Origin of the sequence: Nocardia canadensis (genome assembly GCF_032656385.1) — a bacterium.
GTDB classification, from domain to species: domain Bacteria; phylum Actinomycetota; class Actinomycetes; order Mycobacteriales; family Mycobacteriaceae; genus Nocardia; species Nocardia canadensis.
The window spans coordinates 79,292-98,122 of the sequence record NZ_JAVCWB010000004.1 but is presented as its reverse complement, the minus strand read 5'-3'; the positions used below and the strand labels follow the sequence as shown (position 1 = coordinate 98,122).

Annotated in this window: 21 protein-coding genes and 1 tRNA gene; 6 read left to right on the top strand and 16 right to left on the bottom strand. The window is 68.4% G+C overall.

The features are described 5' to 3' along the window. Nucleotides 1-19: 19 nt before the first annotated feature. Nucleotides 20-101, top strand: a tRNA-Leu gene (locus Q7X29_RS09210). A gap of 467 nt (nucleotides 102-568) precedes the next feature. Here the strand turns inward: Q7X29_RS09210 and Q7X29_RS09205 are convergent. Continuing rightward, nucleotides 569-1,129: a hypothetical protein gene (locus tag Q7X29_RS09205; protein WP_316573813.1), complete on the bottom strand. Its 561-nt coding sequence runs from the start codon at nucleotides 1,127-1,129 to the stop codon at nucleotides 569-571. Between the two features lie 226 nt (nucleotides 1,130-1,355). After that, nucleotides 1,356-1,772, bottom strand: a complete 417-nt coding sequence (locus tag Q7X29_RS09200) for a nuclear transport factor 2 family protein (RefSeq protein ID WP_218717920.1) — start codon at nucleotides 1,770-1,772, stop codon at nucleotides 1,356-1,358. Between the two features lie 119 nt (nucleotides 1,773-1,891). Between Q7X29_RS09200 and Q7X29_RS09195 the strand changes: the two genes are divergently transcribed. Next, entirely contained in the window at nucleotides 1,892-2,482 is a 591-nt protein-coding gene (locus Q7X29_RS09195) for a PadR family transcriptional regulator (RefSeq protein WP_218717921.1), read from the top strand. Between the two features lie 135 nt (nucleotides 2,483-2,617). Beyond that, nucleotides 2,618-3,799 (top strand): lipase family protein, encoded by a 1,182-nt coding sequence (locus Q7X29_RS09190; RefSeq protein ID WP_316573812.1) that lies wholly within the window; start codon nucleotides 2,618-2,620, stop codon nucleotides 3,797-3,799. Nucleotides 3,800-3,818: 19 nt separating this feature from the next. Here the strand turns inward: Q7X29_RS09190 and Q7X29_RS09185 are convergent, their stop codons facing one another. The 11 genes from Q7X29_RS09185 to Q7X29_RS09135 all read right to left on the bottom strand — a co-directional run bounded on the left by Q7X29_RS09185 (nucleotide 3,819) and on the right by Q7X29_RS09135 (nucleotide 13,887). Continuing rightward, a complete protein-coding gene (locus Q7X29_RS09185; protein WP_218717923.1) occupies nucleotides 3,819-4,019 on the bottom strand; it encodes a hypothetical protein in 201 nt (66 codons plus the stop codon). 10 nt (nucleotides 4,020-4,029) lie between these two features. Further along, a complete protein-coding gene (locus Q7X29_RS09180) occupies nucleotides 4,030-4,581 on the bottom strand; it encodes an SRPBCC family protein (protein WP_316573811.1) in 552 nt (183 codons plus the stop codon). Between the two features lie 83 nt (nucleotides 4,582-4,664). Then, nucleotides 4,665-5,249 carry a YfgM family protein gene (locus tag Q7X29_RS09175; RefSeq protein ID WP_218717925.1) on the bottom strand — a complete coding sequence of 195 codons (585 nt, stop codon included), beginning with the start codon at nucleotides 5,247-5,249 and terminating at the stop codon, nucleotides 4,665-4,667. A 24-nt stretch (nucleotides 5,250-5,273) separates the two neighbouring features. After that, the gene (locus Q7X29_RS09170) at nucleotides 5,274-6,548 is read right to left on the bottom strand and encodes an MlaD family protein (protein WP_316573810.1); all 1,275 of its coding nucleotides are present in this window, start codon (nucleotides 6,546-6,548) and stop codon (nucleotides 5,274-5,276) included. Then, nucleotides 6,545-7,627, bottom strand: a complete 1,083-nt coding sequence (locus Q7X29_RS09165) for an MCE family protein (RefSeq protein WP_218717927.1) — start codon at nucleotides 7,625-7,627, stop codon at nucleotides 6,545-6,547. The genes Q7X29_RS09170 and Q7X29_RS09165 overlap by 4 nt, the downstream gene beginning before the upstream one ends. Continuing rightward, on the bottom strand, nucleotides 7,624-8,718 hold the full coding sequence (locus Q7X29_RS09160) for an MCE family protein (RefSeq protein ID WP_316573809.1): 1,095 nt from the start codon (nucleotides 8,716-8,718) through the stop codon (nucleotides 7,624-7,626). Before Q7X29_RS09160 ends, Q7X29_RS09165 begins: the two co-directional genes overlap by 4 nt. Next, nucleotides 8,718-9,782, bottom strand: a complete 1,065-nt coding sequence (locus tag Q7X29_RS09155) for an MCE family protein (RefSeq protein ID WP_316573808.1) — start codon at nucleotides 9,780-9,782, stop codon at nucleotides 8,718-8,720. The genes Q7X29_RS09160 and Q7X29_RS09155 overlap by 1 nt, the downstream gene beginning before the upstream one ends. Beyond that, entirely contained in the window at nucleotides 9,782-10,807 is a 1,026-nt protein-coding gene (locus Q7X29_RS09150; RefSeq protein WP_218717929.1) for an MCE family protein, read from the bottom strand. The genes Q7X29_RS09155 and Q7X29_RS09150 overlap by 1 nt, the downstream gene beginning before the upstream one ends. A gap of 1 nt (nucleotide 10,808) precedes the next feature. After that, nucleotides 10,809-12,206 carry an MlaD family protein gene (locus tag Q7X29_RS09145; protein ID WP_316573807.1) on the bottom strand — a complete coding sequence of 466 codons (1,398 nt, stop codon included), beginning with the start codon at nucleotides 12,204-12,206 and terminating at the stop codon, nucleotides 10,809-10,811. A 9-nt stretch (nucleotides 12,207-12,215) separates the two neighbouring features. After that, nucleotides 12,216-13,079: an ABC transporter permease gene (locus tag Q7X29_RS09140; RefSeq protein WP_316573806.1), complete on the bottom strand. Its 864-nt coding sequence runs from the start codon at nucleotides 13,077-13,079 to the stop codon at nucleotides 12,216-12,218. Nucleotide 13,080: 1 nt separating this feature from the next. After that, a complete protein-coding gene (locus Q7X29_RS09135; RefSeq protein ID WP_308248448.1) occupies nucleotides 13,081-13,887 on the bottom strand; it encodes an MlaE family ABC transporter permease in 807 nt (268 codons plus the stop codon). Nucleotides 13,888-14,089: 202 nt separating this feature from the next. On the opposite strand from Q7X29_RS09135, the gene Q7X29_RS09130 reads away from it, so the two are divergent. Continuing rightward, nucleotides 14,090-14,857, top strand: a complete 768-nt coding sequence (locus tag Q7X29_RS09130) for a TetR/AcrR family transcriptional regulator (RefSeq protein WP_218717932.1) — start codon at nucleotides 14,090-14,092, stop codon at nucleotides 14,855-14,857. Here the strand turns inward: Q7X29_RS09130 and Q7X29_RS09125 are convergent. Further along, on the bottom strand, nucleotides 14,849-15,064 hold the full coding sequence (locus tag Q7X29_RS09125; protein WP_218717933.1) for a hypothetical protein: 216 nt from the start codon (nucleotides 15,062-15,064) through the stop codon (nucleotides 14,849-14,851). The genes Q7X29_RS09130 and Q7X29_RS09125 overlap by 9 nt on opposite strands. A gap of 11 nt (nucleotides 15,065-15,075) precedes the next feature. Beyond that, nucleotides 15,076-16,158: an oxygenase MpaB family protein gene (locus Q7X29_RS09120; RefSeq protein WP_316573805.1), complete on the bottom strand. Its 1,083-nt coding sequence runs from the start codon at nucleotides 16,156-16,158 to the stop codon at nucleotides 15,076-15,078. 367 nt (nucleotides 16,159-16,525) lie between these two features. On the opposite strand from Q7X29_RS09120, the gene Q7X29_RS09115 reads away from it, so the two are divergent. Together Q7X29_RS09115 and Q7X29_RS09110 are read left to right on the top strand one after the other, a co-directional pair. Continuing rightward, nucleotides 16,526-17,083 carry a DUF1684 domain-containing protein gene (locus Q7X29_RS09115; protein WP_316573804.1) on the top strand — a complete coding sequence of 186 codons (558 nt, stop codon included), beginning with the start codon at nucleotides 16,526-16,528 and terminating at the stop codon, nucleotides 17,081-17,083. Further along, nucleotides 17,080-18,102 carry an LLM class flavin-dependent oxidoreductase gene (locus Q7X29_RS09110; protein ID WP_316573803.1) on the top strand — a complete coding sequence of 341 codons (1,023 nt, stop codon included), beginning with the start codon at nucleotides 17,080-17,082 and terminating at the stop codon, nucleotides 18,100-18,102. Before Q7X29_RS09115 ends, Q7X29_RS09110 begins: the two co-directional genes overlap by 4 nt. Here the strand turns inward: Q7X29_RS09110 and Q7X29_RS09105 are convergent, their stop codons facing one another. Further along, nucleotides 18,103-18,420 carry a GYD domain-containing protein gene (locus Q7X29_RS09105; protein WP_218717937.1) on the bottom strand — a complete coding sequence of 106 codons (318 nt, stop codon included), beginning with the start codon at nucleotides 18,418-18,420 and terminating at the stop codon, nucleotides 18,103-18,105. Nucleotides 18,421-18,831: the final 411 nt, after the last annotated feature.

The following is an 18,831-nucleotide window of genomic DNA, read 5'->3' as shown; positions in this document are numbered from 1 at the left end:
GGACGGTCGTACACATCCAGCGCGAGTGGCGAAATTGGCAGACGCGCCAGATTTAGGTTCTGGTGTCCACGGACGTAGGGGTTCAAGTCCCCTCTCGCGCACAGTTTTCCAGCGGTTGCGCTGGTCGTGCCCGGACCCGTGGTCGAGTGCGCTCGCCCACGAGGTCCTCGTCGTCTCAATCCCCCGACCTGCATTGATGCCGCTTTTCCCGGCAGATCCGCCGACCCCGCGAGCCCGGTCAGCCGTGCCCGACGGCTCCAGCGGCCGGGCAAGTCCACGTGATCGAGCCGGCCGTTCCGCCGCCGCCCTCGCTCCAGCAACGGGTTAACGGCCCCTCACCGGGCCGAACGCTCCCGCGAGAGGCACGCTACGGCCACATCTCAGAACTGGGTCATGGGCGAGGATGCGCCCGCGGTTCGGATCAGTTACCGAGTCACAGTCGACGCCGAGTGCGGACACACCCGGACCTGATCCCTCACAAAAGGCGAGACTCCCGGCGCGACCGCGTGTCACCGCAGCAGCACCGGGAGTCCCTCGGCCGGAGGCAGTTACCCGCCGGCTCACCTTCTCAGGGCAGGACCTGCGGAATGGCCTCGGGGTTCACGTGACCCACGACGCCACCGATGATGGCACCGATGGCCGCGTGGGGCAGTACGCCGAGGACGAGGCAGATCGGGTAGCCCACGCCGAGCAGGATCACCGACGGCAGGCAATTGACCAGGGTGGCGAGGGCACCGACACCGGCACCGGCGAGGGCACCGTTGACCACCGGATCGGAGTTCTCGGCCTTCGGGTCGGTCGCGACGTCGTGCAGGCCGGTCTCGACCACATCCGAAACCACGGGAGCGACCACATCCGCGGCGACGGGAACGGCCGCCTCCACAACGGGACTTTCGCCGGAAGGCTCGGCGTCCTGCGCAATCTCGGCGGCCACCGGGGTGGCGGACCCGAACGAGAACGCGGCGATGGCAGTGTCGTAGCCGTCACCCTGGAGCGTCGTCGCGACAGCAGGCTGAGCCCGCTGATCGGCGGAGGCATCCGCCGACGCGACGCCGCTTCCAGCGAAGGTGACCGCCACGATGACCGGCAGTGCACCGAGAAGAATATTGCGAGTTGAGCGCTTGAACATTTAAGTACCCTCTCGACCTTGTGCCCCCGACTGGACCAACCGAATGTCGACCGGGCTATTAGTAATAGCCAAGCAATATTAAAAGCAACTTTTGTGATCTATTTCACATTGACACAGTCGGGCCAATCCATTTCGCACAACACGGGCGAATTCGGAGCATGCCCGCGAACGGAGCCGGAACGGCCGCTCGGCGACCCGACCCGTCCGGAGAAGATGTGCCGGACACTCACTGTGCGGCCTTGCGCTCGAGCGCCTCCCGGGCTTCCCGCTGGATGCGCGGGAACTGCTCGGCCATGCGGGCGGCCAGCGCCTGGGCCGCCGAGAGCGGTCGCACCATCACCGTGAACTCGTCGATGCGGCCGTCGTCGTCGAAGTGCAGGAAGTCGCAGCCCGTCAACTGCAAGCCGTCCACGGTGGCCTCGAACACCAGCGCGTGGTCGGGCCCTTGCGCCGCACCGATCTCGCGCACATAACGGAAGTCCTCGAAGACCCGCAAAACCCCGCGCAGAATCGCCGCCGTCACCGCCTTGCCGGGGTACGGCGCGAAAGCGACCGGGCTGGTGAACACCACATCGTCGGCCAGCAGTTCTTCGACGTTATCCAGATTCTTCGACTCCACCGCGGCCCGAAACCGTTGATGCACCTGTGCCTCCTAGGCAAATAATTGATTAGGTCGAACGAGGCTATCCCCAGCGTGCACCGCTGTCCAGGATGGTGTCACCATTGACCGAATTCACCATTCAGGTCCGGTAGGCTTGCTCGATGGCGTTACGACACGCGGTCTTGGCCGCCCTCCTGGACGGCGAGGCGTCCGGCTACGACCTGGCCAAGCAATTCGACGCGTCGGTCGCGAACTTCTGGATGGCGACCCCGCAGCAGTTGTACAAGGAGCTCGAGCGAATGACGGCCGACGGCCTCATCGCGGCGCGGGTCGTCGAGCAGGAGAAACGCCCGAACAAGCGGCTGCATTCGATCACCGAGTCCGGGCGGGCGGCGCTGCGGGCTTTCATCGCCGATTCGACCAAACCCACCGTCATCCGCGACGAGATGCTGGTCAAGATCCAGGGCATGGACTCCGGCGACGCCCCGGCCGTCGAGGCCGTCCTGGTCGAGCGAATCGGCTGGGCGGAGGCGAAACTCGCCCGCTACGAGCGGTCGCGGACCCGGATGCTCGCCGGCCGCAGCGAACAGGCCTACCTCAGCGAATCCGTCCACATCGGCCCCTACCTGACCCTGCTGCGCGGCATCGCCTTCGAGCAGGAGAACATCCGCTGGGCACAGTTCAGCCTCGACGCCATCCGTCGCCGCCGCACGGCAGCGCTCGATCCGGTCGATCGACTCGTGCCGCCGTGAGCTTTCCCACGGGATCGGGCATCGAATTCCATCGAATGCACTACGCTCGCGGACGCGAACTAGAACAGGTTCCAGGGGTGGGAGCATTCGATGCGGGCAAGGGAAATCACGGCGATACGGGCAGCGGTGGCCGGCATGGCGGTCGCGCTTTCGACGGCGTGCGCGGGGTGGGCCGCGGCAGTGCCACCGCCGCACCAGGATTCGTTCTACGCCGAGCCCGCCGATCTCGCGGACCTCCCCAACGGGACGGTGCTCGCGTCCCGTGTGGTCGAGCCGAAGTCGTTCTTGCTGCCGCTACCCGCGCACGCGTGGCAGGTGCAGTACAAGACGATCGACAACCACGGGGCACCCCGCGCTTTTGTCGCGACAGTGCTTGTGCCGCACGGGGAATGGACCGGCGCCGGACCACGGCCGCTGCTGTCCTATCAGGTCGCCGAGGACGGTGTGGGTGCGCGCTGCGCGCCCTCGTACGCACTGCGTGGTGGGATCGACGGCGTCCCGAGCAACGCCTATACCGAGACCGGCATGATCCGGTTCGCCCTGCAACAAGGGTGGACCCTGGTCGTGCCCGACTATCAGGGGCCCGATTCCGATCTGTTCGGCGCCGAAGGGTATGTCCACGGCGTGCTGGACGGTATCCGAGCGGCCAGAGCGTTCGCGCCCGCGGCGGTCGACCCCGCGGCGCCGATCGGCATGTGGGGCTACTCCGGCGGGGCGCAGGCCACCGCCATCGCCGCGCAGCAGCAGCGCGGCTACGCCCCGGAGCTGCCGGTGACCGGGGTGGCGCTGGGCGGGATCGTCGCCGACCTGGAGGCCACCATGGCCGGGTTCAGCGGTGGCATCGCGGGCGGGGGCGCGGTGGTCGGACTGGTGGGGCTGAACCGGTCCTATCCCGACGCCGATGTGGCCGGATACCTCAATGAAGCCGGTCGCGCGATGATGGCCGCGAGCCGGGCCGATTGCCTGCTCGACGCCGCTGTCGCGTATCCCTTCCTCGACGCGGCGACGCTGGAAGCGTGGCCGGGATCGATCACGGACAACCCCGCGTTGAGCGAGGTGGTGCGACGGGCCAGTCCCCTGTTCCGTCCGGGCGCACCCACCGCGCCGGTGCTGATCTACCACGCGGTCGCCGACGAATTCGCACCTGTCGCCGCGGCGCGCGCGATGGCCGGGAAATACTGCGCCGACGGGATCGCGGTGGAGCTGGTCGAGCATTCGTTCGGCGAGCACGGCACCGAGGCCATGGTGGGACTACCGACGGCCCTGACGTATCTGGCCGACCGATTCGCCGGCAGGCCGGCGGTAAGCACCTGCTGAGCGCGCTCGTGGCCGGCGGTCAGGTCATCGTGGTGCGGGCGCACACACTGCGCCACCCACAGGGCAAGCCGCAGGTGGCGACGACCCTGGTCGCGATGTGGCCGTCGACGAGAGCGCTGACCAGGTGGGCCTGTGCCGGGTAGCCACAGGCGCCGCAGGTGCCGAAGTAGTTGAGAATTTCCTGGCTGACCCCGGCGGCATAGTTCGGAACCGGCTCCACGATGTGTCCTTCAGCGGTAGTAGTTCGCCCATCTCCCGAGCACGACCCGGACGAACGGGCGGAGGAACAACGCGGTCCAGCTCAGCCGCAGGAAGGCGAAGATCGCCGGTCGGCCGGCGATCGTCCACCGCAGCACCGTTGTGCCGTCGGATGTTTCGGTGAGATCGAAATCCATGGTGTAGGACTCGATCAGCAGCGGGATCGAGGTCTTGATCCCGGCCACGCTCAGCCGGGTGTGCGGATCGCGGCGGGTGACCTGCTCGGCGGCGGCGAAGACGATGCCGTCGAGCGTGCGGACGGTGCCCGGACCACGCCGCTGGTCGCGGTAGGTGACCCCCTCGATCATCGGGATCCAGGTGAAGGCGCCGTCCTCGAGCGCGGACCACACCTCCCAGGGCAGGGCGGGGAAGTGCTGCTCGACCGTCATCCGGAAGGTCGGACGCCGGGTCTCGATCAGCAGGATCGCCTGGTCGTCGACCGGCGGGATCTCGGTGCCGAGCAGGCGGGCGGCGCGGCGCTGCGCGACGACGACAGCGGCGAGTCCGGCTCCCGCGGCGACCACGAGAGCGCCGAGCGCGGAGCGCGGAGCCGAGCAGAACGAGCCAAACCATGTGCAGCGCAGTCCTTGTCGCGTAAGTAGAGGTCTCAGGGGTTGGTGCGCAGCAGCGGCGAGGACACCTTGCTCGTCAGCCATCGGTCCCCGGATTTCGTCAGCGACAAGGTGATCGACAGCTGACCGCGCCGGGGCTGCTGCTGTGTTCCGACGCTGGCGATGGACTGGTCGACGACCACGATCGCTTCGGCGGTGTCGGCGTCACTGGTGGCGATCGCGCAATCCACGGTGCCCGCCGTCGACTGCACCTGGCCCTGGATCAGCACCTCGCGCAGGTCGGCGCTGGTGGACTCGAATTCCTGCTTCCACGCACCGGTCGCCCGATCGAGCACGGCGGTGAAGTAGGCGTCGAGGTCGGTGGCGTTGTAGGTCGACAGCACCGAGCCGTACGCGCAGGCGGCGGCCCGTGCGTCGGTGCGGGATCGCTCGAGTTCCCCGGCACGGTGGTTCTGCCAGCCGAAGTAGCCACCGGCGGCGCAGCCCCCGATGCCCAGGGCGATCGCCAGGGCGACCACGATCGCGGTGGTGCGCGGCCGACGGGCCGACGACACTGCCGCGGGGCCGGCCTCCTCCGGCGTCTCCGGCGCGGTGACTGCGGAATCCTCGGTGTCGGTCATGGGGTTCCTCTCGGTAGCAGGGGGTCAGCGGCCGGGCAGCGGCACGGAACGTTCGTCGCCGGTGACGCCCGGCGGCGGTCCGGCGGTGTTGTCGGGGGTCGTGGGCCGTGGCGCGTTGGCCGACCCGCGGATCTGCTGCGCGGGATCGTTGATGACGCAGTAGTTGTAGAGCCGCACGCTGCCGTCGGAGACGGTGGCGGGTGAGACCGGGATGGTGTCGTACTCGCAGAACGGGCGCGGCCAGATGTCCACCATCGTGTGGAAAGCGTTGTCGTGCGCCGGTACTCCGAGCAGCGCGGTGCCCGAGCGCAAGGCGGGGAACAGTGCCGACAGCGCCGGTGTGCGCAGCCGGGCCGCCTGGGTGATCGCGCGGAGGTTGGTCACCAGATTCGTGATCGGGTCGGTGGTCTCGGCGATCACGCCGCCCAGCGTCGCCAGCTGTCCGGGGCCGAGGTCGAGTATCCGCCGCAGTTCCTGGTCGGCGGCGGCGAACTGCCCGAACAGCACGCCCGAACCCTCGACGAGAATGCGCAGGTCCGGCTGGGCGTGCGAGGTCGTCTCCGCGATGACCGACAGCTTCTCGACGAGGTTGCGGGTCTGCGGAAGCAGTTCCGTCATCCCCACCATGGCCTGGCTGATCCCGCTGATCACGGTGCGCAACTGGCCCGGCCCGCCGGCGAGCGCCTTGTCGAGCTCGGCGACGATGACGTTCAATCGCTGTGGATTCAGCCCGCCGATGAAATCGCCGGTGTTGGTGAGGAACTCGTTGATGGTGACCGGCGTGGCGGTCCGGGCGAGCTCGACGACGGCGCCGTCGGCCAGATACGGGGCGTCGTCGGTATCTGGCCGGATATCGAGGTACTGCTCCCCCGCGGCCGACAATCGAGCGACGACCACCGCGCCGCCCGCGGGGACGCGGTAGGCGGCATCGATCTCGGCGACGGCGACGACCCCGGTCTCCGACAGCTCCAGGGACCGCACCGTCCCGACGCGCACCCCCCGGAAGGTGACATCGGAATGCGCGAGCAGGCCACCGGAGCCCGCCAGTTCCACCCGGACGGTGAAGGTGTCACGCAACGGATCGATCCGGATGACGTCGAGCAGCAGGTAGCCGCCGCTGACCAGCAGGGTCGCCACCAGTCCCACGGCCGCGACGCCGTTGACGTGCCGCTTGCCCCAGCTCGCGGCCCGGAGCAGGAATTCGGCGGCGACCTCGAGTGCCACGCCGAGCGCCCAGATGCCGAAGGTGACCACCAGCGCGAGCGTGTATCGGACACTGCCCCGGGGATATTCGGTCATCGCCCACCGCCCTGCAACCGGCCGAGTACCCGCGCGAGGACCTCGGCGAGACTGCCGACGAAGGCGCCGGGGTCCGATCCGTCGGGCAGCCTGCTCCCGTTCGGGTCGGTCAGGGCGCCGACACTGAGGTAGGAGATCGTCGCCGCGACCGCGAGGCTCGTGCCCTCGGTGGTGGCCAGCAGTGCGGGGTGCAACGCGTGCAGCTGGTCCAGCGCGCCCGCCAGGTTGTCGCCCATCTGGGTGAAGCCGGTCATCAGAGCCTGCACGCTGTCGAAGAGGCCGACGAAGTCCGCGCTGCTGGTGGCGGTGAACTCGCCCAGTGCGCCGAGGGTGGTCGAGACCTCGGTGGTGAGATCGGTGATGGCGCGGTTGTTCTCGGTGAGCACCGAGATCAGCGGCGGGAAGGTGTCCGCGGCCTGGCCCAGCTCGGCCCGGCGCTGGTTGAGGGTGGCGCTGAGCGAGTCCAGACCGTGCAGCACGGCGTCGATCTGACCGGTGCGGGCGTTGAGCGCGGTGAGCGTCGCGGTCAGTTCGGTGAGCAGATGCGCGAGCTGGGGCCCGCGGCCGGCGAAGATCGAGTTCGATTCGCTGGTGATCCGGGCCACCTGGCTGAGCGCACCACCGTTGAGCAGCATCGACAGCGACATCATCAGTTCCTCGACCGAGGCGCCCGCCGCAGTGTGGTCCCTGTCGATGACGTCGCCGTCGACCAGCATAGGTGTGCCGGAACGAAGTTCGGGCAGCACGATGGCGACGTAGATGTCGCCGAGCGGTGTCGGTTGCCGCAGCTCGGCGCGTGACCCGCGCGGCAGCCGGACGTCCCCGCGGATCTCGAGCTCGACGGTGGCGACGAAGTCGGTGGTGTCCAGGCCGGTGACGACGCCGATGTCGGTGCCGCCGGTTTTCACGTGCGCGCGATCGGGCAGGTTCAGCGCGTTGTCGAACAGCGCGCGCACGGTGTAGGTGGGGCCGTCGAGGCCGGGCTCGGGCAACGGCATGGAGTCGACGGTGACCGCGCACCCGGCGACCACGCACGCCGCCAGCCCCAGGACTACCGCGCGGGAAAGGTGTCGCCTCATCGGGTCAGTCCCAACAGGGCGGCGAACAGTCCGAAGTCGGGCCCGAAGTCCTGCAGTTTGCCGGTCCGGCAGCCGTCGGCCCGGAGCTCGACTCGCTGGCAGAACAGCGCGAGCAATTCGTTGTCGAGCAGGCTCTTGTCGGTCAGCAGATGAAGGCGGACGGCCCGATTCTCCGGACTCACCGCGTTGCCGAGGTTGTCGAGGAACAGCGGGGCGATATCGACGATCTCGGTGAGCCCGCGAGCGTGATCGCGCATCTGCGCGGTGATCGTGATCAGTCGCAGCAGCGCGTCGGTCAGCGGTTGCTTGTTCTCGCCGACGACGGCGCTGGTGTTGGCGACGAAGTCGTTGATCTGGGTGAGCACGGCCTGCAATCCCGGGGATTGCTCGCGCATCAGGGTGACCAGCTGGGTGAGCCGGGCGCTGAAGTCCCGGACCGTCGCGTCGTTGTCGGCGAGGATCTGGGTGACATCGTTGAGCCGCACGATCGCGTTGGCGATCTGGTCCTTGTTGGCCAGGGTCACTTCGAAGGCGCCGGAGAGGGCGTCCAGGGTCTCCCGGATGCGGTCACCGTTGCCGTCGAGTAGCGGAAACAGCACCCGGCTGGCCATCGGGCCGTCGGAGTTGTTGCCCGCCAGCGCCTTTCCGATGTCGTCGAAGTTGCGCAGAATGCGGTCCAGCTCGACGGGCGTCCGGGTCCGGGCGAAGGGGATGTGGCTGCCGTCGGCCAGAGCGGGGCCGCCGGTGTAGGCGGGGGTGAGTTCGATGTGGCGGTTGGTGATCATCTGTGGCGAGACCAGCGCCGCGATCACATCGGCGGGCAGGTCGACCTCGGGATCGACGACCATGTGCACCTGCACGTACTGCCCTCGCGGGACCAGCTCCGTCACCCGGCCCACGGGCATCCCGAGAACGGAGACTTCGTTGCCGACATACAGGCCGGCGACGTTCTCGAAATCCGCCGTGATGGTCTTCTCCCTGCCCAGCAACCGGTCCGGCAGCGAGGTCAGGCTCTGCGGCAGTGCCGAGCACCCCGACAACAACGCGGCGACAGCGGCCAGCACGGCCAGGCGGACGAATGTCGTGCGCATCAGCGGCACCCTTCCACAGCGTGGACGGCACACAGCCAGTTGTCGGGGAACATCCAGGGCAGATAGATCTCCCCGTACGGGCCGTTGCCGAGGGTGTTGTTGAACTGGCGAAGGGTGACCGGCATGATCTGGAACAGGTTGTCCAGATTGGCCTTGTTGTTCTGCAGCCCCGCCGACATGGTGTTGAGATCGGCGATCAGCGGCGCGAGCTGTCCCCCGTTCTCGATGCCCATCGCCTGCAGGTCCGCGGAGACCGCGGCGATGCTGTCGAGCAGCTGGGTGACCAGGGCTTGCCGTCGGGCGACCGCGTCGCCGATGGCCTGACCACGCGTCAGCAGCAGCAGGACGGCGTTCTGATTGTCGGACACCACGCTCGAGACCTTGTCGATATTGCGCAGCAACTGCTCGACCTCGTCGCGCCGATCGCTGATCACCTGGGCCAGCGAGCCCACCGAATCCAATGCCGCCGCGGTCAATTGCGGTGAGTCACCCATCTGCCGAGCGAGCGCGTCCAGCGACGCCCGCAATGCCACGGGGTCGACGCGTTCGAGGTGCTCGAACGCGTGGGTGTATTTGTCGTCGTTGACGACCTTGGCCAGGTTGTAGGGAACTTCGGTCCGGTTCAACGGGATGCGCTTGCTCTCGGGCGAGGAGGGCGCGCCGGGATCGAGTTCGACGTGCATCCGGCCCAGGATCGTCGACATCTTGATCGCGGCCCTGGCGTCGTCGCCGACCCGGATACCGTTGTCGATCGAGAGCGCGGCCTCGATCCGGTCGCCCGCCAGGCGCGTCGACTTCACGGTGCCGACTTCGATGCCGGCGATATCGACGCTGTCGCCGGTACGCAGCCCGGCGGTCTGGGCGAATTCGGCGTGCACGGTCCGGTTGCCGAGATCGAACTCGGTGAGCGCGCTCGAACCGAACAGCAGTAACACCACCGCCGCCCCGGCACTCAGGCCGAGCCACCAGTGACGATTGCTCGAATAGCTCGGTATCGCCTGCCACAGTCGCCGCGCGATGGGCAGCAGCGTTCCGCGGCGCTGACTCGGTCGGGTGGACGTCATTACCGGCATACCTCCGAATGGGAATTGCCACCGATCTGGTTGAACATCCCGGGCGGCAGCAGCACACCCCACAGCGAGACATCCAGACTGCAGACATAGGAATTGATGTAGGCGCCGTTGCCGCTGATCCGGGCGAGACCGGCCAGCACGAACGGCAATTCGGCCGCGGTGAGGTCCAGCCGAGCGCCGTTGCCGATCAGCAGCCGCACACCCTCGTTCGCGGACTGCTGGGCCTGCGCGAGTCCGGGTCTGATCCGGGCGATGAGATCGGCGAGCTGTCTGGTCGAGCCCGAGGCCTGTTCGACCGCGCCCGCCAGGGTCGTGCCCTGCTCGTAGAGGTCGACGGTCAGCGTGCGGGTCTGGGTGATCAGCGTTTCCAGCTCGCCGCTGCGGTGGGCCAGACCCTCCACCACACCACCGAGATTGGTGATCACCTGGCCGAGGATCTCGTCCCGGTCGCGGAAGGTGGCGGCCAGTTGCGCGGCCTGGGTCACCAGCGCGCTCAGCGAGACGCCGTCGCCCTGGAGGGCTTGGACCAGCGTGTGCGACAACGAGTTGATGTCGTCGGGCTCGAGGGTGGCGAACAGTGGCTCGAAGCCCGCCAGCACCGTGGACACATCGAAGGACGACTCGGTGCGCTCGTAGGGAATGGTGCCCTCCGCGGGCAACCGGTCACCGCCACGATCGCCGGCGGCCAGCGCGACATATCGCTGCCCGATGAGGTTCTGATAGCGGATCAGCGCCTTGGTGGTCGTGGTGAGTTGCTGGCGCGACTGCACGCGCAGCACCACCGAGGCGCGCCGATCGGCGTCGAGTTCGATGGCATCCACCCGGCCCACGCGAATTCCGGCCATGCGGACGTCGTCGCCCACGCGCAAGCCCAGGACATTGCCGAACGTCGCGGTGTAGCGGACGGTGTCGCCGCTGACGCCGCGCTGCAAGGTCGAGAAGATGGTGTAACTGGCCACCAGCGCCACGCCGATGAACAAGGCCAGGATCAGCACCGCGGTGCGGGTTTTCATCATGTCAATTCCCCCGGGGCTGGGCGTTGGCGTAGGTGACGTGCACGGCCCCGTCGGCCAGGACCGGCGCGAGCAGCACCAGTTGCGCGGCGTTCGGCGTTCGCCCGACGAGCGCCTCGATGGCCTCGATGCCGTGCAGGGACGCCGGAGTCGACGCCGGGGCGGCGGCCGGTCCGGGGCCGGCCTCGATCGGTGTCGGGCCGGGAATCGCGGGCAGACCCGGGAGCGCGGGCAGGCCGGGAATCGCCGGGAGACCGGGGACGACGGGCGGCGGGCCCGCCGCTTCCAGCCGGCGCGGCAGCAGCTGCGTCGGAATGTGCTGCTCCGGAGCGGTATACGGCACCGTCGAACCACCACAGCGGGGCCCGGCGAGATCGCCGTAGCGGGGACAGTCCGCGGCGGTGTACTGGGTGAAGGGGGTGAAGCTCACGTCGACGACCCAGCGCATCTGTTTGCCGGGTCCCCAGTTGAAGACCGTCGCCAGATTGCGCAGCGCGACATTGAGGTTGGCGGCCGCGGCCCCGATCGCGCCGGAGTCGGCGGCCAGCGCGCCGAATGTCTCGTGCAACCCGCCGACGAGTTCCGGGCCCGCGCCCGGATTGCGCTCGAACAGGGTGTTGGTGACGCCGACTACGCCACGCGCGGCGGTCAGCAGCGAGATGAGGTTCGCGCGCTTCTCGGTGAGTGTGCGCGCCGCGGTCACCGAGGAGACGAGCGTGTCCACCAGCTGCGGCGCCGACTCGTTGACCGCCGACGCCGCGGCGCCGAGGTCACCGAGCAGATCGCCGATCCCCGGGGTCGCCCGGACCTGCGTGGTCCAGGTGTCGAGCCGTTCGATGGTGGAGCCGGGCATGCGGTAGGTCGGGTCGAGGGCGTCGGCCAGCGTGCCGAGGACGGTCGCCAGCCGAATCGGATCGATGGCGTCGAGGACGGTGCGCAGGGTGGTCAAGGTCGTCTGGAGTTGGGCGCCCACCTCGCTGGTGTCCTGCGCGATGGTGGCGCCGTCGCGCAATCGATCCGGCGAAGCGCCGTTGCCGATGAGTTCGACCGCCGTGACGCCGAAGATGTTGTTCGGCACCACCCTGGCGGTGACCGTGGCGGGAATGCGCTGGGCCATGGCCGGTTCGATGCGCAGCAGCACGTCCTGGCGCTCGCCTCTGGCCGCGATGTCGGTGCGGGCGACCTGGCCGACCAGCACGCCGCGGAAGGTGACGTCGGCGCGCTCGGGCACGCCGTCGCCGGTGCTGGTCATGCGAGCCGTCACTTCGACGGTGTCGAGGAACGCGCCGTTGTAGCGCAGTCCGAGCAGATAGACGACGGTGGCGATGAGCACGGCGATGAGCCCGCCGAGCAGGCCGAGTCGCCGGGCGCTCGGGCCACGGCCGCTGGGGTCGATGATCATGGTCGAGGCCTATCCCGTGATCCTGATGCCCGGGTCGATCCCCCAGATCGACAGGGAGAACAGCAGATTGACGAACACGACCGTGACGATGGTCATGCGGATGGCGCGGCCGGACGCGACGCCGACCCCTTCGGGTCCGCCCGCCGCGGTGTAGCCGTAGTAGCACTGGATGAAGGTCGCCACGGCGGCGAAGACCACGATCTTGAGGATCGAGTAGGCCAGGTCCACCGGGTCGAGGAACTGGTGGAAGTAGTGGTCGTAGGTCCCCAGCGTCGTCCCGCCGAGGAAGGCCACGGTGAATCGTGTCGCGATGTAGGCGATGGCCAGGCCCGCGGTGTAGAGCGGCACGATCGCGACGACGGCCGCCAGCATGCGCGTGGTGATCAGGTAGGGCAGCGGCCTGATGGCGATCGACTCCAGGGCGTCGATCTCCTCGGAGATCCGCATCGAGCCCAGTTGCGCGGTGAATCGGCAGCCGGCCTGGGCGCCGAACGCCAAGGTCGCCAGCAGCGGCGCCAGTTCCCGCGTGGTGGCGAATCCGGAGATCGCGCCGGTGAGCGGACTCATGGTGAGCAGGTTCAGCGCGGTGTGCGATTCCATGCCGACGGTGATCCCGCCGAAACCGCAGAGGATGACCACGACGCCGATCACTCCGCCGCCGACGATCAAGGAGCCGTTGCCGAAGCTCACGTCGGTGATCAGCCGCAGCAATTCCTTGCGATAGTGCTTGAGCACGAAGGGAATCGCCGCGACCGCCTGCAGGAACACCAGTCCCTGATGACCCAGCCGCACCGGAACCCTGGCGGGCACGGTGGCGGCCGCGCGCAGCCGGCGCACCGGACGCAACACCGGTGGCACGTATTCGGAGGCCATCTCAGAGCACCTTCGACGGGAACACGGCGTTGTAGAGCTGGGTGAGGATGATGTTGGCCGCGAACAGCACGATCGCGGAGTTGACGACCGCGGAGTTCACCGCGTCGGCCACGCCCGCCGGTCCGCCCCGGGTGTGCAGTCCGGTATCACAGGCGATGATCGCCGCCAGCGCGCCGAAGACCGTGGCCTTGACCATGGCGACGACCAGATCGGCGGCCACCGCGAACGAGGCGAAGGTGCCGATGTAGGAGCCCGGCGTGCCGTCCTGGATGTAGACGTTGAACACGTAGCCGGTCGCGAAGCCGACGAACACGACCAGCCCGCACAGCAGGGTGCTGACCACGACCGCCGCGGCCAGGCGCGGCGCGACCAGGCGCCGGACCGGATCGACCCCCATCACGGTCATGGCGTCGATCTCCTCCCGGATGGTGCGCGAACCCAGATCCGCGCAGATCGCCGACCCCACCGCGCCGGCGATCATCAGCGAGGTCACCAGCGGTGCGCCCTGGCGGATGATCCCCAGCCCGTTGACCGCGCCGATGAAGGTGGTCGCCCCGACCTGACTGACCAGCGAGCCCACCTGGATCGACACCACCACCGCGATGGGGATGGCGACCAGCAGGGTCGGTGACGCCGACACACTGGCCATGAACGCGCACTGCTTGACGAATTCCGTGGTCGGGAACCGCCGGGTGACCAGGGCGCGGACCAGTTCGGCGAGGGCCCGGCCGGTCATCAGGACCTGACGCCCGGCCGTCTCGACAGCTCGCTGCGGGTGTTCGCGCCAGTAGGTCAGCCCGAAGGCGATGACCTGATCGCGGGCATCACCGCCCCCGGGTGGAGCTGTTGCCCCGGCATGGAATTCACCAGAAATCCTGGTCGACGACTGCTGCACGATGGGTTCACTCTTTTCTACGTATCCGTAGATATTAATTACTACGCTAGAGTAGATATGTGGACACTAACAGCGCCGATGACGCGGCACCAGAGCTTTGGGGGATCATTTCTTGATGAGCATCGAAGAGGACACCGACGGCGTCTGGCGGATCGCCCCACCGCGACCGGCCCGGCCGCGGCGCCGCAACGGCCCCCGACTACCGCCGGAGCAACGCCGTGAGCAACTGCTCGACGCGGCCCTCGCGGTCGCGGGCCGGGACGGGTTGTCCGAGCTCACGATGCAATCGGTGGCCAAGCAAGCCGGTGTCGCCAAACCCGTGCTGTACGCGATCTATCCCACCGCGCCCCAACTGCTCGACGCGCTGCTGCGACGCGAACACACCCGGGGCATCGCGCAGGTCCTCGAGGCACTGCCCGCCGATTTCGACGATTCCGACCCGGACGTGGAGTACGAGCAGGCCGTCATCGCCTTCCTCACCGCGGTCCAGGACGATCCGGTGCGCTGGCGGTTGATCCTCATGCCCGCCGACGGCGCCCCCGCCTCCTATCGCGGCCTGCTCGCCGGCGCCAGGGAGAAGGTCGTCGCGCGCTGCGCCCAACTGCTCGAGACGGGGATCGCGCGGCGAGGTGGCCCCAGGGACGTCGACGTCGAACTGGCCGGCCGAATCATGCTCGGATTCATCGAATCCCTGGGCCGACTGGTGTTGTCGAATCCGGATCTCGCTACGCCCGAAACACTTCGGCCCACGGTGCGGGCGCTGACCCGGACCTTGCCCAAGGACGACAAGGGAACCCGGATCATCCCGGCCGGCGGATCGGTGGTCTCCGCGTGGCAGGCCGGGAACGCGCCGACCCCGCCCGACCAGGCCGCGTCACCGTAGCTCGATATCGGAGATCAGCAGCGGCGGCCAGGCGATGATCTCGCCGATCGCCGAGAACAGCTTGTCGACGCCGTGCAGATCGTCGAGGTGCTCGTGGTGGGCGCCCAGCCAGAACAGCCCGATCAGCAAGTACGGCACACCGAAGGCGATGCCGAGGAAGATGAGCTGGCGCAGGCTGATTCGATAGCCCAGCAGTTCTTTGATCATCACCCCACCTCTCAGGAAATCTCGCCGAGCACGGCCTGGGACTCGATCAGCCCCTGATCGTCCGGGGCTTCCCCGCGACCGAAGACCCGGGCGCGCTGCTTGTCCCGCAGCGCCTGATGGGCGTGGGCGGGAATGTCGTAGCCGTAGCGCTGCTGCGCTTGCCGCGGCGTCATCGTGGTCGCGCTCACGGGCGGAATCTTCAGCAGCACCGGACCGGCCACCGGGACCGACATCGGCGAGATCAGGCGCAGCAGCTGAATCTGCAAGCGCGCGTTGAGACTCACCAGCGTGAAGGCGACGCTCATCGGCGTCGTGACAAGCGCGTCGAGCAGCCTGCCCTTCGGCAATCCGGCCATCTCGCGCATCCATCGCGGCATGGTGGCCAGGGTGCCCCGGCGCAGGAACGCGTACACGATCTTGAACATCGGCCGGAGCAGCAGCGGGATCTCCGGCATCATCACCTCCGCCTGTAGCAGGTGCCGCATCGCCTTGCGAGCGATGTCGGACCCGATCAGCTGTGGACGCATCCGCTCGAAGTACTCGCTGATCCCGGCCCTGGTACGGGGCACGTCCGCCGGGTCGCAGGTCTGGAGTTCGGCCGCCCGCGCGCATTCCGCCCAGTACTGCAGCTCGTCGGCCTCGCTGAGCCGGCCGGGACCGTACTTCTCGTACGCGACGAGGATGGAATGCCAGGCCGTCAGGTGAATCCACAGCTGCGACTGCGGGTCGTTCGCGTCGTAGGACCGCTTGGTGACGGGGTCGACGCCGATCCCCTTGGAGTGGATCTTCACCAGGATGTCGGCCGCGTGCGCGGTCGAGCGGCTGTCGGCGAACATCACCATGGCGAAGTACCGCAGCGTGCGGTCGTAGCGGGTCCGCGGCCGGTCGTAGATCGCGTGGGTGGCGTCGACCGAGGCCACCAGCGCCGGGTCCAGCTCCTCGATCACCACTGCCCGCTGGAAGCCGACCGTCAGGCTGGTCGGGTAACTCCAGACGCGCCACGCGACCGAGTCCGGACCGAAGAAGCCGTAGTCCTCCGCGGGCGTGAGTGGGGGTATCGCCAGCCACTCACGCAAGGAAGCAATTGTTGCCATCGCGGGTTCCAATCCATTTCCTACTCGAGCGTAGAAGTATTACTACGCATGAGTAGGAACGATAGACCCGTGATCGACCCCGAGTCAACGGTTCGAGCCCGACTTGTCGACAATTGACTCAGACAGTCGGTGGCCGGGATGGTTCCGCCCGAATAGCCTGATAAGAGCCAGCATACTTCCGCCTATGTGAGCGCCCCCTCGGAGTCCTCTCCGGCCATCGAGTATTTGGACCCCATTTTCGACTGATTATCTCAGACAGTCGCCAGGTGTGGTCCGATCGGATCGCGCCTCCCCCTGGAGAACCACATTGCGTTCGGGCTGAGTGGAATCCTGTCGATCGGACGACGCGTCGGATTCCATCGATGACATGGCTACACAGGCAGCGCCGGAGCGGTTCGATGACGCGCCCGGCAGTTGGTCGACCGGGGACGACGGGGTGGTGGTCGTGCTCGACGAGGGCGAAGAGCTGAGCGTCGACGGCGAGGTGGTGCGTGGCCGGTCCGCGTTCGCCCCGGACCGCGAGTGGGTGGTGACCGGGAAGTACGTGCGCTTCGACGAACCGCGCCCGACGACGGTCGGCGCGTCGGTGGAGGGGCTCGAGCACGTCTACGACGCACCGGGACAGGTCGAGTTCGAGATCGTCGGTCCGGCGTTGCGGCTGACCGCGTTTCCCGGCAAGAACCCCGAGGATCTGTCGGTGCTGTTCACCGACGAGACCTCCGGGGTGACCACCTACGCGGCGAATCCGGTGGTGGAGGTGCCGATGCCGGCGGCCGACGGGACCGTGGTGCTCGACTTCAACCGCGCGGTGAATCTGCCGTGCGCCTACACCGATCTGGCGACCTGCCCGCTGCCGCCGGCGGCGAACCGGCTGCCGATCGCCGTCGAGGCGGGCGAGCAGATCCCCTTCGAGCGCCGGGGATGAGCTCGCCGCGGATCAGCTCGCTGGCCTTCCTGTCCCCGGGCAACTACCTCGACGACGATCCGTACACCGGTCTCGAGGACACGCTGCGACTGTTCGAGTACGGCGAGCGCCTCGGGTTCGACGGCGCGTGGGTCCGGCAGCGGCATCTCGAGCACGGAGTGGGATCGGCGGCGGTCTTCCTGGCCGCCGCCGCGCAGCGCACCAGCCGGGTGGAGCTGGGCACCGCGGTCATCCCGATCGGGTACGAGAGCCCGTTCCGGCTGGCCGAGGATCTGTCGCTGGCCGATGTGCTGTCCAAGGGCCGCCTACAGCCGGGGTTCAGCGCGGGGACCCCACCGCACGCCGAGCTGCTCGGCGATCTGGTCTTCGACGGCGACTGGCGCACCTTCGACCTGTCCTACGGCCGGGTGGCCCGGCTGGTCGAGAACCTGCGCGGCCACTACCTCGGCGACGCCGACACCGTCATCCACTCGCCGGGCACCATCCAGCGGCCCCGGCTCCAGCCGCACAGTCCCGGCCTCGCCGACCGCGTCTGGTACGGCGGTGGCAGCACCCGGTCGGTGCGCTGGGCGGCGCAGAGCGGGCTGAATCTGCTCAGCGGCAATATCGTCTTCGGTGACCGCAGCGACGACTTCGCGACCGCCCAGCTGGGCCTGATCAGCGATTACCGCGAGCGGATCGATCCGGCGCGACCGGCGCGAGTCGCCGTGGGGCGGGTGCTCGTCCCGTTCGACAGCGCCGATCGCGCGACCCGCGAGCGCTACCGGACCTATGCCGCAAGCCGCCACGAACGCACCCGCGGACCGCAGGGTGAGCGGCGGGTGCTCTATGCCCCCGATGTCGTCGGGACCGCCGAGCAGATCCTCGAGCGGTTGCGGGCCGATCCGGTCCTCGCGCGGACCAGCGAGCTGCGGCTGGAGCTGCCGTACGAGTTCCACCGCGCGGACTACGAGCAGATCCTGCACGACACGGTGACGCTGATCGCGCCCGAACTGGGCTGGAAACCCGCGCTCGGCTGATTACTCCGGCGGCCGGTAGGTGACATCCAGCGCCGCGGCGGCGTCGATCTGCTCGGGAGTGAGCAGGCCGACGGTGTGCGACACGGCCGCGCCCGCGGCCGCCGTGCGCATCGCGAGCGCCGCGGCGGCGACCTCGTCCGGGACGTCACCGATCACGAACAGATCGTCGTCGCCGAACGCGAAATAGCAGGCCTCCACGTGCCCGCCCACGCTCTGGACCATCTCGGTGATGGCCGCCCGGCGAGCGCTACCGCCCTGTGCGAGTAGGCCATTGGCCCCGTCTTGCAGATAGCTGACCCGCCACATGTACTTGGGCATAGCTTCGAGCCTCCTCTGACTGGGACGCGATCTCGGCGTCCACAGCCTAGGGCACTCCCCCGGCGGCGGCGGATGACGCGAAAAGCCGCCGCCGCAATGATGCGTCACCGTGACGGCGGCGATACCCCTCTTGCCTCCCGACAAGAAACTCACCGCGCAGCGCGTCGGCCTGCTGACCGTCGCCGCAGGCATCGCGCATCTCGTACCGGCCGCGCCGCACGCGGCGCGGCCGACCTCGCGCCCGGGGTCGCCTGCGACGGGTTCACCTGCCGCAACGACACCGACGACACCTACCGGGTGCGGTCGAAACGTGGTGTGCGACGCGGCGGTGCCCCGGCAAACGGTCATAGTCACCACCTACGTCGCGCCGCGGGACACCGCGCGGATCAGCGTGGCGTGCCCCGTGGTGTC